13 protein-coding genes are annotated in these 15590 nt (G+C 71.9%); 1 reads left to right on the top strand and 12 read right to left on the bottom strand.

Annotated features, from left to right (window positions below):
- Window positions 1-2 precede the first annotated feature (2 nt).
- The 12 genes from IS481_RS02985 to IS481_RS02930 all read right to left on the bottom strand — a co-directional run bounded on the left by IS481_RS02985 (window position 3) and on the right by IS481_RS02930 (window position 14436).
- Complete coding sequence (locus IS481_RS02985) at window positions 3-815, bottom strand: crotonase/enoyl-CoA hydratase family protein (RefSeq protein ID WP_104357141.1); 813 nt, start codon at window positions 813-815, stop codon at window positions 3-5.
- 85 nt (window positions 816-900) lie between these two features.
- Window positions 901-2919: an NADPH-dependent 2,4-dienoyl-CoA reductase gene (locus tag IS481_RS02980; RefSeq protein ID WP_104357140.1), complete on the bottom strand. Its 2019-nt coding sequence runs from the start codon at window positions 2917-2919 to the stop codon at window positions 901-903.
- 34 nt (window positions 2920-2953) lie between these two features.
- Entirely contained in the window at window positions 2954-3502 is a 549-nt protein-coding gene (locus IS481_RS02975; protein ID WP_104357139.1) for a DUF2889 domain-containing protein, read from the bottom strand.
- A 9-nt stretch (window positions 3503-3511) separates the two neighbouring features.
- Complete coding sequence (locus tag IS481_RS02970) at window positions 3512-4333, bottom strand: SDR family oxidoreductase (protein ID WP_104357138.1); 822 nt, start codon at window positions 4331-4333, stop codon at window positions 3512-3514.
- A gap of 3 nt (window positions 4334-4336) precedes the next feature.
- On the bottom strand, window positions 4337-6127 hold the full coding sequence (locus tag IS481_RS02965; RefSeq protein ID WP_104357137.1) for an acyclic terpene utilization AtuA family protein: 1791 nt from the start codon (window positions 6125-6127) through the stop codon (window positions 4337-4339).
- Between the two features lie 19 nt (window positions 6128-6146).
- A complete protein-coding gene (locus tag IS481_RS02960; protein WP_104357136.1) occupies window positions 6147-6920 on the bottom strand; it encodes an enoyl-CoA hydratase/isomerase family protein in 774 nt (257 codons plus the stop codon).
- Window positions 6921-6971: 51 nt separating this feature from the next.
- On the bottom strand, window positions 6972-8963 hold the full coding sequence (locus IS481_RS02955; RefSeq protein ID WP_104357135.1) for an acetyl-CoA carboxylase biotin carboxylase subunit: 1992 nt from the start codon (window positions 8961-8963) through the stop codon (window positions 6972-6974).
- 31 nt (window positions 8964-8994) lie between these two features.
- Entirely contained in the window at window positions 8995-10149 is a 1155-nt protein-coding gene (locus IS481_RS02950) for an acyl-CoA dehydrogenase family protein (RefSeq protein ID WP_104357134.1), read from the bottom strand.
- Between the two features lie 18 nt (window positions 10150-10167).
- A complete protein-coding gene (locus IS481_RS02945) occupies window positions 10168-11790 on the bottom strand; it encodes an acyl-CoA carboxylase subunit beta (RefSeq protein WP_104357133.1) in 1623 nt (540 codons plus the stop codon).
- 113 nt (window positions 11791-11903) lie between these two features.
- Window positions 11904-12800 (bottom strand): phosphatidylglycerol lysyltransferase domain-containing protein, encoded by an 897-nt coding sequence (locus tag IS481_RS02940; RefSeq protein ID WP_104357132.1) that lies wholly within the window; start codon window positions 12798-12800, stop codon window positions 11904-11906.
- A 15-nt stretch (window positions 12801-12815) separates the two neighbouring features.
- Window positions 12816-13616 (bottom strand): TIGR03084 family metal-binding protein, encoded by an 801-nt coding sequence (locus tag IS481_RS02935; protein ID WP_104357131.1) that lies wholly within the window; start codon window positions 13614-13616, stop codon window positions 12816-12818.
- A gap of 43 nt (window positions 13617-13659) precedes the next feature.
- The gene (locus IS481_RS02930) at window positions 13660-14436 is read right to left on the bottom strand and encodes an enoyl-CoA hydratase-related protein (RefSeq protein WP_104357130.1); all 777 of its coding nucleotides are present in this window, start codon (window positions 14434-14436) and stop codon (window positions 13660-13662) included.
- A gap of 138 nt (window positions 14437-14574) precedes the next feature.
- Here IS481_RS02930 and IS481_RS02925 point away from each other — a divergent pair, with 138 nt between their 5' ends.
- Window positions 14575-15579 (top strand): alpha/beta fold hydrolase, encoded by a 1005-nt coding sequence (locus IS481_RS02925; protein ID WP_170067448.1) that lies wholly within the window; start codon window positions 14575-14577, stop codon window positions 15577-15579.
- The last annotated feature ends 11 nt before the right edge of the window (window positions 15580-15590 follow it).

Here is a 15590-nt window from a genome sequence, read left to right as displayed (position 1 = left end):
CCTCAGTCGAGGAACTTCGCCGGCCGCTTTTCCTTGACCGCGGCCAGGGCCTCCTCGAGGTCGCTGGACACCAGCATCCCGGCATTCCAGGTGGCGATGTAGTTGAGTCCGTCGGCCACCGAGTGGTCTCGCACGTAGGTGATCATCTCCTTGGTGCCGCGCACCGCCAGCGGCGCCTTCGAGGCGATCTCCCCGGCGATCGCGCGCACGCCGGCCACCAGCTCGTCCTGCGAGCCGTACACCCGGTTGACCAGGCCGATGCGCGCGGCCTCGTCGGCGTCGAAGCGGCGCGCGGTGTAGGCCAGCTCGCGCGCCATGCCCTCGCCGATCAGCCGGGGCAGGCGCTGCAGCGTGCCGACGTCGGCGGTCAGCCCCACGTCGACCTCCTTGACCGAGAAGTAGGCGTCGCTGCTGCAGTAGCGCATGTCGCAGGCGCTGCTGACGTCGATGCCTCCGCCCACGCAGGCGCCGTGGATGCGCGCGATCACCGGCTTGCGGCAGCGCTCGATCGAGGTCACCGTGTCCTGCAGGTCCAGGATCATCAGGCGCAGCCGCTCGGCCGCGCGGCCGCGGCACTCCATGCCCGCGTAGCGCTGCAGCGCGTGCAGCATCGACAGGTCGATGCCGGCGCAGAAGTGGCGTCCCGCGCCCCCCAGCACGGCCACCCGCACGGCGTCGGTGCGGTCGACCCACTGCATGGCCTGGCGCAGCTCCTGCCACATGCGTTCGTTGATCGCGTTGGCCTTGTCCGGGCGGTTCAGGTCGAGGTAGGCGACATGGCCCTCCTGGCGGACGGCGATGGTTTCCAGCTCCATGGATGCTCCTTGGTGTGTCGACGCGCACGATACCGCGCCGGCCGCACGGGCACGCTGCGGACTTCTCCGCAGGCGGGCGCGGCGCTCAGAGCGTCAGCGCGATGCGCGTGCCTTCCTCGATCGCACGCACCGCGTCCAGCTCGGCCGCCAGGCGCGCCCCGCCGATCAGGTGGGTGCGCACGCCGCTGCCGGCCAGCGCCTCGTGCAGCCCGGCCAGCGGCTCCTGCCCGGCGCAGACGACGATGGTGTCGACCTCCAGCACGCGCGGCTCGCCGCCGACGCGCAGGTGCAGCCCGGCATCGTCGATGCGCTCGTATTCCACGCCGGCCAGCATGTGCACCTGGCGGCGCCCCAGCAGCGTGCGGCGGATCCAGCCGGTGGTCTTGGCCAGGCGTTCGCCGACCCGCTCGGCCTTGCGCTGCAGCAGCCACACCTGGCGCGGCGGCGGCGCCTCGTCGGGTGCGACCAGCCCGCCGCGCTCGCGCACCGAGGCGTCGATGCCCCACTCGCGGCGGAACGCCTCGACCGGCGAGCCCCCCTGGTCGCGATGCGTCAGCAACTCGGCCACGTCGAAGCCGATGCCACCCGCGCCGATGATGGCCACGCGCGCGCCGACCGGCTTGCGGCCCTCGATCACGTCGACGTAGCCCGCCACCTTGGGATGGTCGATGCCGGGAATCGGCGGCACGCGCGGGGTCACGCCGGTGGCGACCACCACGTCGTCGTAGCCGCCCGCGCGCAGCTCGTCGGCGCCCACGCGCCGGTTCAGGTGCAGCTGCACGCCCAGGCGTGCCAGCCGGGTGCGGAAGTAGCGCAGCGTCTCGTCGAACTCTTCCTTGCCGGGGATGCGCCGCGCGTAGTTGAACTGCCCGCCGATGTCGGCGCCGGCCTCGTACAGCGTGACCTGGTGGCCCTGCTCGGCGGCGGTCACCGCGCAGGCCAGGCCCGCCGGGCCGGCGCCCACCACCGCGACGCGGCGCGGCGCCGCAGGCTGCCGGGCGACCAGCTCGGTCTCGCGGCAGGCGCGCGGGTTGACCAGGCAGGACGTGATCCGGCCGGAGAAGATGTTGTCCAGGCAGGCCTGGTTGCAGCCGATGCAGGTGTTGATCTCGTCGGCACGGCCTTCGGCGGCCTTGCGCACGAAGGCCGGGTCGGCCAGGAACGGGCGCGCCATCGAGACCATGTCGGCCTCGCCGCGGGCGAGGATGCCTTCGGCCACGGCCGGGTCGTTGATGCGGTTGCTCGCCACCAGCGGGATGCGCAGCGAGGCCTTCAGCCGCGCGGTCAGGTCGACGAAGGCCGCGCGCGGCACCATGGTCGCGATGGTGGGGATGCGCGCCTCGTGCCAGCCGATGCCGCTGTTGACCAGCGTCGCACCGGCCGCCTCGATGGCCTGCGCCAGCATGACCACCTCGTCCCAGGTGCTGCCGCCTTCGACCAGGTCGATCAGCGACAGTCGGTAGACCAGGATGAAGTCGGGACCCGCGGCGGCGCGCGTGCGGCGCACGGTCTCGACCGCGAAGCGCATGCGGTTCTCGAAGCTGCCGCCCCAGCGGTCGGTGCGCTGGTTGGCGCGCGGCACCAGGAACTGGTTGATCAGGTAGCCCTCCGAGCCCATCACCTCGACGCCGTCGTAGCCGACCGACTTCGCCAGCGCCGCGGCCCTGGCGTAGTCGTCGATGGTGCGCTCGATGTCGGCCTCGCTCATCTCGCGCGGCGTCGCGCCCGAGATCGGCGAGCGCAGCGCCGACGGGGCCACGCCCTGCGGGTGGTGGGCGTAGCGGCCCGCGTGCAGCAGCTGCACCGCGATGCGCCCGCCCGCCTCGTGCACCGCATCCGTGATCCGGCGGTGCGGCGCGGCGTCGTCTTCGGTCTCGAACTTGCGCATGCCCGGCCACATGTTGCCCTCGGCATTGGGCGACAGGCCGCCGGCGATGATCAGCGCCGCGCCGCCGGCCGCGCGTTCGGCGTAGAACGCGGCCATGCGCGCGAAGCCGTCGGGGTGCTCCTCGAGGCCGGTGTGCATCGAGCCCATCAGCACCCGGTTGGGCAGGGTGCAGAAGCCCAGGTCGAGGGGAGCGAGCAGGTGCGGGTAAGCCGTCATGGGTGGTGAGGCACGGATCCAGGGGAGGCAGGGTTCAGGCGGCGCCGTCCTTGGGGCGGTACCAGCGCGGGTGGAACTCCTTGACGACCGGGCCGGAGCTGTCCAGCGCGTGACAACCGTCCAGGCTGAACGGGCGCACGTCCTCGGGCTCGGGCACGTGGCCGGCCAGCGACTGGATCGCGGCGGTGCCCATGGTCATCAGCAGCTCGGTCAGGTGGGTGCAGCCGGCCAGGCCGCCGAACAGGCTGCGCACCTTGGCGCGGAAGCCCGGGCCGATGCGCACGCCGACCAGCTTGCCGTAGTCCGGGTTGATCGAGGCGCAGGACGCCCCGAACGGCGAGGCGTCGGTGCTCGCCACCGCGGCGACGATGTGGCCCTGCAGGTCGATGGTCAGGCGCAGCCACATGTCGTGGATCGGCTCGCCGGCCGGCAGCATGCCGCGCGGCATCTTCACCTCCATCGGCCGCAGGTCCTGCAGGCGGCCCTCGATGTCGTACAGGCCGTCGGTGCGACGGTAGCCGCGCAGCGTGATGTTGCGGCTGTGGATGTGTTCGCGCGGGACGTCCGGTGGCGGCAGGGGCACGGCAGCTCCTTACGGGGTCACGAACAGGTCGATCTTCGGCTCGACGCCGGGGGTCGCGCAGTAGCGGCCGAAGTCGGTGACGCCGGCCTCGCGCAGCACCTGTTCATCCAGGTGCAGGCGGCCGGTACGCTGCCGGCTGTCGGAGGTGAGGATCACGTAGGCGGCATCGGCCATGACCTGCGGCGTGCGTGCCTGCGCCGCCTCGCCGGGCGCCGCGACGTTCAACGCCGAGGTCGCGATCAGCGTGCGCGGCCACAGCCCGTTGACGGCGATGCCGAACCGGCGGAACTCCTCGGCCATGCCCAGCGCGAGCAGGCTCATGCCGTACTTGGAGGCGGTGTAGGCGGCGTGCGGGCCCAGCCATTTCGGATCGAGGTCGATGGGCGGCGACAGCACCAGCACGTGCGGGTTGGCCGCGCGCTGCAGGTACGGCAGGCAGGCCTGCGTGCACGCGAAGGTGCCGCGCATGTTGATGTCCATCATCAGGTCGTAGCGCTTCATCGGCGTCGCGGCGACGCCGGTGAGGCTGATCGCGCTGGCATTGTTGACCAGGATGTCGATGCCGCCGAAGTGCGCCGCTGCCTGCTGCACCGCCGCCTGCACCTGCTCGTCGTCGCGCACGTCGACCACCAGCGGCAGGGCCCGCCCGCCGGCGCGCTCGATCTCCTCGGCGGCGGTGTAGATGGTGCCGGGCAGGCGCGGGTCGGGCTCGGCCGTCTTGGCAGCGATCACGATGCTGGCGCCGTCCTGCGCGGCGCGCAGCGCGATTGCCTTGCCGATGCCGCGGCTCGCCCCGGTGATGAACAGGGTCTTGCCGGCCAGCGTGCCCATCGCTCAGCCCTCCAGCTCGCGCGCCAGCGCCTCGGGCACCGGCACCGGCATGTCCAGCAGCATCTGCCCCATGCCCTTGCCCAGCGGGTCCATGCGCATCGAGGCGGTGCCGCCGCCGTCCAGCGCGTCGTAGAGCATGAAGTTCACCGCCTGGATGCCCGGCAGCGTGTAGCGCACCACGTCGCCGCGCACCAGGTGCGCGAAGTAGCGCTTCACCCGCTCGGGCGTCAGCTCGCGCTGGATCACCTCGAAGTACTGCGGCTTGCGCGCGATCACGCCGATGTTGGAGATGTTGCCCTTGTCGCCGCTGCGCGCCCAGGCCAGGCGCAGCAGCGGCACCTCGCGTGTGCCGGCGGCCGCGGCGGGCGCCCCGACCGCATCCGGCGGGGTGGCTTGCAGCGGCGCGCCCGCCACCGGCACGTCCACCGGCACCTCGCGCCCGTCCACGTGCACGCGGATCGAGACCTCGCTCTTGGGCAGCGTGAAGGCGAACTGCTTGATCAGCGGCGACGGCGTCGGCCGCGCCAGGTTGGGTCCGGTGGTGCCCGGCGACCAGGAGGTCCCGGCCGGGGCGATCTCGCGGGCGAAGATCTCCAGCGCCTGCCTGGAGCTGTGGTTGACCGCCACGCGCATCATCACCTCGCGCGAATGCGCGGTGCGCGCATGCGGGCCGTAGGTGGTCTCGGCGCCGATCACCTCCACGTAGGCGGCGCTGTAGTCGGGCAGGCCCAGCTGCCTGAAGATGCCGCGGGTGCGCTCCAGGATCGCCTCGCCGGTGCGGCGCGCCTTGGCGGCCGCGTCGATGCCGATGATGACGAGCGAGCCGGCGCTGCGGTAGCCGTCCATGTAGGTGGCCGAGACCTTGTAGGTGCCGGTCGGCGGCAGGCCGCGCGCGCCGCTGACGCGCACGCGGTCCTCGCCCGCCTGCTCGATGCGCACCTCGCGGAAGTCGCACACCACGTCCGGCAGCACGTAGGCGCCCGGGTCGCCGATCTCGTAGAGCATCTGCTCGGCCACGGCGGCGGCCAGCACCCGCCCGCCGGTGCCCTGCGGCTTGGTGACGACGAAGCTGCCGTCGGCCTCGCACTCGAGCACCGGGTAGCCGATGCGGGCCCAGTCGGGGATGGCCTCCCAGTCGGTGTGCAGCCCGCCGGTGGCCTGGCAGCCGCACTCGATGATGTGCCCGGCCAGGCTGCCGGCGGCGAGCCGGTCGTAGTCCTGCGGCTTCCAGCCGAACTCGTGGATCAGCGCGCCCAGCGTCACCGCGCTGTCGACGCAGCGCCCGGTGATCACGACGTCCGCCCCCTCGGCCAGCGCCGCGGCGACCGGCAGCGCGCCCAGGTAGGCGTTGGCGCTCAGGATGCGCTCGGGCAGCGGCCCGCCGGTGAACATGTCGGTCTGACCGCGCTCGCGCAGCGCCGGGATCAGTGCGCTGACGTCGTCGCCTTCGACCACCGCGATCTTCAGCGACACGCCCATTTCCTCGGCCAGCCGGCCCAGCGCCTCGGCGCAGCCGCGCGGGTTGATGCCGCCGGCGTTGCTGATGACCTTGATGCCCTTCTGCGCCACCTCGCGCAGCACGCTCCTCATCGCGACGTCGACGAAGTCGGTCGCGTAGCCGAGCTCGGGCTTCTTGTTGCGCGCCGAGGCCAGGATGGCCATGGTCAGCTCGGCCAGGTAGTCGAACACCAGGTAGTCGATGGGCGCGCCGTGCACCAGCTGCGCCGCGGCGACCGAGCTGTCGCCCCAGAAGCCGGATCCCCCGCCGATGCGCACGACCTTGTTGCTGGACATGGGTGGTTCCTCCTCTGCCTCAACGCCCGGTCCACACCGGCTTGCGCTTCTCGTTGAAGGCCGCGAGGCCTTCCTTCGCGTCCTCGGTCAGCGCCAGCAGCGCGATCTGGCTTTCGGTGTAGGCGATGCCCTGGTCGAAGGACATCGCGGCCATCGCGCGCATCGCGTACTTGCCGCGGCGGATCGCGGTGGGCGACTTGTCGACGATGCGCTGCACCAGCCAGTCGGTCTTCGCGTCCAGCTCGGCGGCCGGCACGACGTCGTTGAGCAGCCCGTGCTGCAGCGCCGCGTGCGCGTCGAACGGCTCGCCGGTGATGCACCACTCGCGCAGCACGCGCTGCGGCACCATGTGCTGCAGCAGGCTCAGCACCTGCATCGGGAACACGCCCACCTTGACCTCGGGCAGGCCGAACAGCACGTGGTCGGCCGCCACCGCCATGTCCACCATGCACAGCAGGCCCATGCCGCCGGCCATGCAGGTGCCGTTGACGCGCGCGATGGTGGGCAGCGTGGCGTTCTGCGCCTCGCGCAGCAGGTCGGCGTAGTCGACGCTGGGCTTGGCGTAGTCGAACGCGAAGCCCTTGCCCGGCTGCAGGTCGCCGCCGGCGCAGAAGGCCTTGTCACCGGCACCGGTCAGCACGATCGCACGGACCTCGGGGTCGGCATGCGCGGCGCGGTAGCCCGCGCGGATGCCGTCGATCACCTCCTGGTTGATCGCGTTGCGCTTGTCGGGCCGGTTGATCGTGATCCAGAACGTGGACGACCTCTTCTCGTGGAGGACGGCGGCGGTCATGGGAACTCCTGTCTGATGTTCGTACGTCAGGCCGGGACGGCACCCGGCGGCTCAGGCGGCCTGGCTCTCCTCGGCCTGGCTTTGCTCGGCCTCGATCTCCGCGATGACGCGGTGCACCGCCACCTGGTCGCCCATCGCGGCGGCGAGCGACTTGACCCGTCCGTTCACCGGTGCGGCGTGGATGTGCTCCATCTTCATCGCGTCCAGCGTCATCACCGGCTGGCCGGCCTTGACGGTGTCGCCCACGGCCACGTGCACCGCGACCACCCGGCCGTTCATCGCGGCGCGGATGCGCCCGTCGCTGGCAGCCCCGCCCTGGGAGCGGGCCTCGCGGGTGCGGTCGACCGTGGCGTAGGCGACGCCGCGGTAGTGCAGCTGCAGCGCGTCGCCGGCACGCACGTAGCGCGCGCTTTCGACGATGCCGTCGAACGACAGGCGCACCGCGTTCGGTCCCAGCTCCAGCACCTGCACCTCGAAGCGGCGCTCGCCGAGCGCGGCGCCGTAGCGCGCCCCGCCCTCGTGGGCCAGCACGACCTCGCAGGCCTGGCCGTCGGCCTCCAGGTGGTAGGTGACCGGCAGTCGGTGCGCCATCTGCGGGCCGAGCGCGCCGTGGCGCTCCTGCGCGGTGCAGGCCAGCAGCACCGCGGCGAGCGCCCGGGCGCGCAGGCGGTCGTCCTCGTCGTCGCGCAGCAGCTCCTCGCCGTGCTGCCCGATGAACGCGGTGGTGGGGCCGCCGGCGGCGAACACCGGGTGCGCCAGGCAGCGCGCCAGGAACGCCTGGTTGGTGCGCACCCCCAACGCCACCGCGTCCTGCAGCGCCGCGTGCAGCTTGCGGCGCGCCTCGTCGCGGGTGCGGCCGTGCGCGATCAACTTGGCGATCATCGAGTCGTAGTACGGCGGGATCTCGCTGCCGGACTCCAGCGCATGCTCGACGCGGATGGCCGCCGGCATCTCCCAGCGCGACATCACGCCGCTTTGCGGCATGAAGCCCTGCGACGGGTCCTCGGCGCACAGGCGCACCTCGATCGCGTGGCCGTCGAAGCGCACGTCCTCCTGGCGGATCGGCAGCGGATCGCCGGCGGCCACGCGCAGCTGCAGCTCGACCAGGTCCAGGCCGGTGATCGCCTCGGTCACCGGGTGCTCGACCTGCAGGCGGGTGTTCATCTCCATGAAATAGAAGTTGCCCTCGCGGTCGAGCAGGAACTCGAGCGTGCCGGCCCCTTCGTAGCCGATCGCCTTGACCGCGGCCACCGCGGTCTCGCCCATGCGGCGGCGCAGGTCGGCGTCGACCGCCGGCGACGGCGCTTCCTCGACCACCTTCTGGTGGCGGCGCTGCACCGAGCAGTCGCGCTCGCCCAGGTGGATCGCGTTGCCGTGGCGGTCGGCGAACACCTGGATCTCGATGTGGCGCGGCTCGATGATGGCGCGCTCCAGGATCACCTCCGGGTTGCCGAATGCGCTCTGCGCCTCGGACTTGGCCGAGCGCAGCGCGTCGAGGAACTGCGCGTCGTCGCTGACCAGGCGCATGCCGCGCCCGCCGCCGCCGGCGGTGGCCTTGATCATCACCGGGTAGCCGATGCGGCGCGCCTCCTCGTGCAGGCGGGCGTCGCTCTGGTCCTCGCCCTGGTAGCCGGGGATGCAGGGCACGCCGGCCTCCATCATCAGCTGCTTCGCGCCGGCCTTGTTGCCCATCGCGACGATGGCCTGCGGCGACGGGCCGATGAACACCAGCCCGGCATCGCGGCAGGCCTGCGCGAAGTCCTCGTTCTCGGCCAGGAAGCCGTAGCCCGGGTGCACCGCGTCCGCGCCGGTGCGGCGCGCCGCCTCGATGATGGCCGGGATGTTCAGGTACGACTGCGCAGGCAGCGACTCGCCGATCCAGACCGCCTGGTCGGCTTCGCGCACGTGGCGCGCGTTGCGGTCGGCGCTGGAGAACACCGCGACCGTCCGGTAGCCGAGCGCGCGGGCGCTGCGCATGACGCGCAGCGCGATCTCGCCGCGGTTGGCAATCAGGATCTTGTGGAAGGGAGTGGAGTTGCTCATGGATTGACTGCCGATGGGTGGCGTGCCGTGCTTACTGCGCCTTCGGGAAGATGCCCATGTACTTCGAGATGATCTGCAGCATCACCTCGTCGGCGCCGCCGCCGATCGACGTCAGGCGGCCGTCGCGGAAGATGCGCGACACCGGGCTTTCCCAGACGAAGCCCATGCCGCCCCAGAACTGCAGGCAGCCGTCCGGCACCATGCGCATCAGGCGCCCGGCCTTGAGTTTGGCCATCGAGGCGACTTCGGTCGCGTTCTCGCCGTTGACCACCATCTCCACGCCGCGCCAGGTCAGCGCGCGCAGCGACTCGACCTCGGTCTTGAGCTCGGCCAGCTTGTAGTGGATCCACTGGTTGTCCACCAGCGCCTTGCCGAAGGCCTTGCGCTGGCGCACGTACTCGATGGTCTCGTCGATGCAGCGCAGCAGCGTGCCACCGGCGTTGAGCGCGCCCCACAGGCGCTCGATCTGGAACTGCTCCATCTGGTAGATGAAGCCCATGCCTTCCTCGCCGATGCGGTAGCGCTGCGGCACCCGCACCTCGTCGAAGTACAGCTGCGCGGTGTCCGAGGCGTTCATGCCGATCTTGCGGATCTTCTTCGCGACCGACACGCCCTTGGTCTTCATCGGCACGACGATCAGCGACTTGTTCTTGTGCACCGGGCCGTCCGAGGTGTTGGCCAGCACCACGCAGAAGTCCGCCTGCGTGCCGTTGGTGGTCCACATCTTGCCGCCGTTGATGACGTAGTCGCCACCGTCCTTGCGCGCGGTGGTCTTGATCGAGGCAACGTCCGAGCCGCTGCCGACCTCCGAGACGCCCAGGCAGGCCACCATCTCGCCCGAGATGGCCGGCGCGAGGAATTCCCGGCGCAGCTCGTCGGAGCCGCGCTCGGCCAGCGCCGGGGTGGCCATGTCGGTCTGCACGCCGATGGCCATCGGCACGCCGCAGCAGTTGACCTCGCCCAGCGTCTCGGCGAGCACCGCCGCGTAGGAGTGGTCCAGGCCCAGCCCGCCGAACTGCTCCGGCTTGTTCAGGCCCAGCAGGCCCAGCTTGCCCATCTTGCGGAACAGCTCGTGCGCCGGGAAGATCTCGGCCTCTTCCCATTCGTCGACGTAGGGGTTGATCTCCTCGGCGATGAAGCGCTTGATGGTGCGCCGCATTTCCTCGTGTTCAGGGGTCAGCTGCATCTGGTCTACTCCGTTGGTTCAGGGGCGGGCGACGCCGAACTGGATCGGGCGCACCTTGCGGGCCTCGGCCTCGCGGCAGATCGACAGCACGTAGGACAGCACCGCGCGGGTGTCGCGCGGGTCGATCACGCCGTCGTCGAGCAGCAGCGCGCTGGTCGTGAACACGTCCATCTGGCGGTCGAAGTTGTCGACGATGCGGCGCTGCAGCTTGGCGAGCTGCTCGCGGTCGACCTCGGCGCCCTTGCGCTTCATCGCCGCCTCGGTGACGATGGCCATGGTCTGCGCGGCCTGCTCGCCGCCCATCACCGCCGTCTTGGCGTTCGGCCACGAGAAGCAGAAGCGCGGGTGGAAGCCGCGGCCGCACATGCCGTAGTTGCCGGCGCCGAACGAGGCGCCGCAGTAGAGGGTGATCTGCGGCACGGTGGCGTTGGTGACCGCCTGGATCATCTTGGAGCCGTGCTTGATGATGCCCAGCTCCTCGTAGTGGCGGCCGACCATGAAGCCGGTCGTGTTGTTCAGGTACAGGATCGGCACGTTGGCCTGGCAGCAGGCCTGGATGAAGTGCGTCGCCTTGGCCGCGCCGGCCGGGTCGATCGGGCCGTTGTTGGTGATGATGCCCACCGGGTAGCCGTCGAGCATCGCGTTGCCGCACACCGTCGCGGAGCCGTAGCGCGCGCCGAACTCGAGGAAGTCGGAGTCGTCGACGATGCGCGCGATCACCTCCTTCATGTCGACCGGGTGCTTGTGGTCCATCGGCATGATGCCGAGCAGCTCCTCGCGGTCGTAGCGCGGCGGCTTGACCGGGCGCGGGGCCTCGAGGCTGGTGCCGCGGTTCCACTCGAGCTTGGCCATGATGTCGCGCGCGATGCGCAGCGCGTCGCGGTCGTCCTCGGCCAGGTAGTCGCCCAGGCCCGAGATGCTGGTGTGCATCTCGGCACCGCCGAGTTCCTCCTCGGTGGCGATCTCGCCGGTGGCGGCCTTGAGCAGCGGCGGGCCGGCGAGGAAGGCGCGCGAGCGGCCGCGCACCAGGATGATGTAGTCCGACAGGCCGGTCTGGTAGGCGCCGCCCGCGGTGGACGAGCCGTGCGTCACCGTGATCACCGGCAGGCCCGCGGCCGACAGGCGCGCCAGGTTGCGGAACAGGTTGCCGCCGCGCACGAAGTCCTCGACGCGGTAGGCCATCAGGTTGGCGCCGGCGCTTTCCACCAGCTGCACGTAGGGCAGCTTGTTCTCCAGCGCCAGCTCCTGCACGCGCAGCTGCTTGTCCAGGCCGCGCGGCTGCAGCGCCCCGGCGTCGATGCCCGAGTCGGAGGCGCACACCATGCAGCGCACGCCGGAGACGTAGCCGATGCCGGCGATCAGGCCGCCGCCGGGCACGCTCTTGTCGGGGTCGTCGACGTCCAGGCGGTAGCCGGCCAGCGTCGACAGTTCCAGGAAGGGGGCCCCCGGGTCGAGCAGCAGGGCCAGACGCTCGCGCGGCAGCAGCTGGCCGCGCTTCTCGAAGCGGGGCTTGGACGCCGCCGAAGCACGCCGGGTCCGCTCTTCCAGCGCACGCACGCGCTCGATCAGCGAGAGCATGCCGGCACGGTTGGCCTGGAAGCTCTCGCTGCTCGTCGAAATGTTGGTTTCGATGATTGCCATGTTGTTTGGTGGTCGATGTGTCCGACGTCGTCTGCAGGGCCGTTGGGGCTGCGATCGTGAAGGGAAGGCTACCGAGCGCTACCGGCCGCGTCTTGCGTAAAGTGGCTGGTGCCTCAGGCCCTGCACCTCACGCGGTACTTCGTCAGCAGCGCCGCCGGCGCGTACGAGCGCTTGGTCTGGCGGAAGTTGGGCAAGCCCAGGTCCTGCTCGAAGTTGAGCCACGCCAGCTCCGGATGGCGCATCGCGTGGTCGTGGAACATGTACTGGTAGATGCCCTTGTAGGCGTCGCTGCCCTTGGCAAAGCGCATCACCGCGACCTCGTCGTTGAGGCGCTGCGCGATCAGAAAACCCGCAGGCGCGCCGTCCGCGAAGTACAGGCGCCCTTCGAGGCCGAAGCGGTCGAGCAGCTCCAGCGCCTCCAGGCAGGGCGCCTCGTCGGCCTCGCCCTGCGCCTTGCCCTTGTCCTGCATCCAGGTGCGCAGCAGTGCCTGCGCCGCGGCGCGTCCCGTGGCCGCGAGCGGCTCGCTGGTGACCTCGTGGCGGCGCAGCAGCTGCTGCATCAGCTGGCGCTTCTTGCGCAGCAGCTCGCCGCGGTAGTGGCGGAAGTTGTCCGCCGGGTAGAGGTAGTCGGCATCGGCCTCGCAGGCCTCGATCTGCACCGGCCGCGCCTGCAGCGCGCGCGCCGTGGCCGCATCGACCGGGAAGAAGCAGTCCGCCTGCGCGAGCAGCCCGCGCAGCACCTCGTCGGGCGCGGCAGCCAGGTCGAACAGCGGCAGCAGGTGGCGCGTGCCGTCGTAGGTGAGGCCCGCCACGCACGGCCACGGGCCGGGCAGGTAGCGGTAGGCGTGCGCGGCGCGGAACAGGTAGAGGTTGGAGAACGCGTAGTCCGACAGGCACGCCCGCCCCAGCTGCGCCCGGCGCGGCGCCAGTGCGGCCTCGATTGCCGCGGCGTGCCCGGGCGCCAGCGGCTCGCCCTCGGGCAGGACCGGCGCAGCGGCGACCGCGGCCATGCGGCGTCCGCCGTGTCAGTACGCGACGACGCGCACGCCGGGTGCCGGCGGGTCGGCCGGCGGGCCGGCGAAGCACTGCGCGATGGGCAGCCAGGCGGTGGCACCGGCGCCGGCATACTCGAGCGCGGTGTCGCGCACGTTGCGGCGCTGCGTGACGACGAGGCAGAAGTCCTCCGCGCTGCCGCGCACGTAGTCGGTCGCCGAGGGCTCGCCCCAGGTCCACAGGCTGCCGTCGGGTGCACGCAGCTCGACCCAGGGTGCCACCTCGGGCACCGGCAGCTTGCGGTTGACGAAGGTCCAGCCGAAGGTGGTCACGCCCAGGTGGGCGATGTGGCGCAGGCGCGCGGAGTTGGTGCGGCGCACGGCGACCACGTCGTACACGTCCTGCCCGTGCGCCCAGGTCTCCATCAGGCGCGCGGTCGCGAAGGAGCGCGCGCTCATCGTCGGGCCGTACCAGGGCAGGCGGTCCTTGGGGTCGCGCGCCGCGAGCACGTGGACCAGCTTCGCGTAGCGCGCGCGCCAGAGCGCCAGCAGGCCGGCGCCGTCCAGGTGGCCGAAGCGCTCGCGCGCGATCTGGCTGGCCTCGCGCCCGGCCGCCATCTGCGCCATCAGCTCGCGGGTGTTCGCGGCGAACGCGTCGGCGTCGGTGGCGGCCAGCAGGCCGGTCTCGTCGAAGAAGCACAGGTGGGCGATCTCGTCCCACGGCGTCCAGCCGTAGAAGCGGGACGGGTGCTGCCATTGCCCGGGCGTCAGCGTCTCGCACAGCGCGGCGAGCGCGTCGTATTCGGCCCGCAGGTCGGCGCAGAGGTCGTGCATCTCGGTTCCTCTCGTTGCTCTTGTCGGGTGGGGGAAGCGCGGCTCAGAACCTCGGCGCGCGCTTTTCCATGAAGGCACGCACGCCTTCGCGCGCCTCGGCGCCGGCGGCGCTTTCGATCATGTAGCGCGCCTCGAGGTCCAGGTGCTGCACGAAGGTGCGCCCGCCGATGCCGTCGACCAGGTCGCGGATGCGCCCCAGCGAGCCGGTCGCGCCGGCGGCCAGCTCGCGCGCCAGCGCCAGCGCCCGCCCGTGCAGCTCCTCGTCCGGATGCACCGCGTCGACCAGGCCCAGGCGCAGGCATTCCGCCGCGTCGACGGGCTGGTTCAGGAACAGGATGCGCTTGGCCTGGGCGGCACCGGCGCGGCGCACCAGGTGCCAGGACGCACCGAGGTCGGGCGACAGGCCGATCGCGCTGTAGCCGCCGCGCAGCTTCATCGACGCGGCCGCCAGTACGAAGTCGCCGCACAGCGCCAGCCCGATGCCGCCGCCGCCCACCGGCCCGTTGACCGCGGTGATCACCGGGCAGCGCAGCGCCGCGATGCGCGCCATCGCGCGGTGCAGGCGCGGCAGGGCCTGCTCCATCAGCCCCGCGAGCGACTCGGCGCGCTCGCGCATCTCGGCGATGTCGCCACCCACGCAGAAGATCCGGCCCGCACCGGTCAGCACCAGCGCGCGCACCCGGCCGTCGCCTGCCACCGTCTCGACGGCCTCGGCCAGCGCCTGGCCGGTGGCCGCGTCGAGCGCGTTGCCGGCATCGGGACGGTTGAGGGTCAGGACGGCCACACCGTCCTGCAGCTCCAGCTTGATCGGATCGCTCACCGCAGCCTCCTTGGTCGGGATCCGAAGCTACCCCCGCGGCCCGGGGCTGTCTTGTGCCAATTGGCTGGCGGCGCACGCCGCGCCTGCGGCCCTGCCTAGAATGCCCGCATGCCCCGCCCCGGGGCGCAGGAGCCCGGCATGACGACGCCCACGGACCGCCTCGCCACCGACATGCCGCCGTGCACGCAGGTGCAGGCCAACGGCATCCCGGTGGCGGTGTACGAGCAGCACTTCGCCGACCCGCAGCGCCTGCGCGTGCTGTTCCTGCACGGCTTTCCGGAACTGGCCTACTCCTGGCGCCACCAGCTGCGCGCGCTGGCCGCGCTCGGCTACGGCGTCGCGGCGCCGGACCTGCGCGGCTACGGGCGCACCGGGCCGCACGGCGAGCTGGAGGACTACCGCATGGCGCAGCTGGCGCGCGACGTGACCGGCGTGCTCGACGCCTTCGGGGTGCAGCGCGCGGTGCTGGTGGGCCACGACTTCGGCGGCGCGCTGGCCTGGACGCTGGCACGCGACCATGCCGACCGGGTGCTGGGCATCGTCTCGCTCAACACGCCCTACACGCGCCGCACCGAAACCGACCTGGTCGAGACCATGCGCCGCACGCGCGGCCCGGATCACTACATGGTGCGCTTCCAGGTGCCGGGCGAGGCCGAGCGCCTGCTCGGCGCCGACGTGCGCGCGACGTTCGAGGGCCTGATGCGCCGCCCCGGGCTCTCGCAGCAGGACTTCGCGCAGCTGCCGGCGGCGCTGCGGGCGCTGCCGCCCGAGCTGTTCGGCCACGAGCCGCGCCTGCAGGGCGAGCCCTTCCTCGCGCCCGACGAGCTGGAGGTGTACGTGCGCGCCTACGAGCGCACCGGGTTCACCGGGCCGCTGAACTGGTACCGCAACCTGCACCGCAACTGGCTGGACACCGCCGGCACGCCGGACCATGTCGCGGTGCCGGCGCTGATGGTCTCGGCCGCCGACGACCACTTCCTGCCGCCGGCCACGACGCGCGGCATGGAGGCCATCGTGCCCGACCTGGAACGCGCGCTGGTGCCCGACTGCGGGCACTGGACGCAGCAGGAGCGACCCGAGGCGGTCAACCGCCTGCTGCACGAGTGGATCGCACGGCGCTTCGGGCCGGCACGCACCGGCTGAAGCGCCGCGCG

The sequence above is a fragment of the Caldimonas thermodepolymerans genome, assembly GCF_015476235.1.
In the GTDB taxonomy this organism is placed as follows: Bacteria; Pseudomonadota; Gammaproteobacteria; order Burkholderiales; family Burkholderiaceae_C; genus Caldimonas; species Caldimonas thermodepolymerans.
The sequence above is the reverse complement of the archived record's forward strand: the minus strand, read 5'-3'. Positions and strand labels throughout refer to the sequence as shown.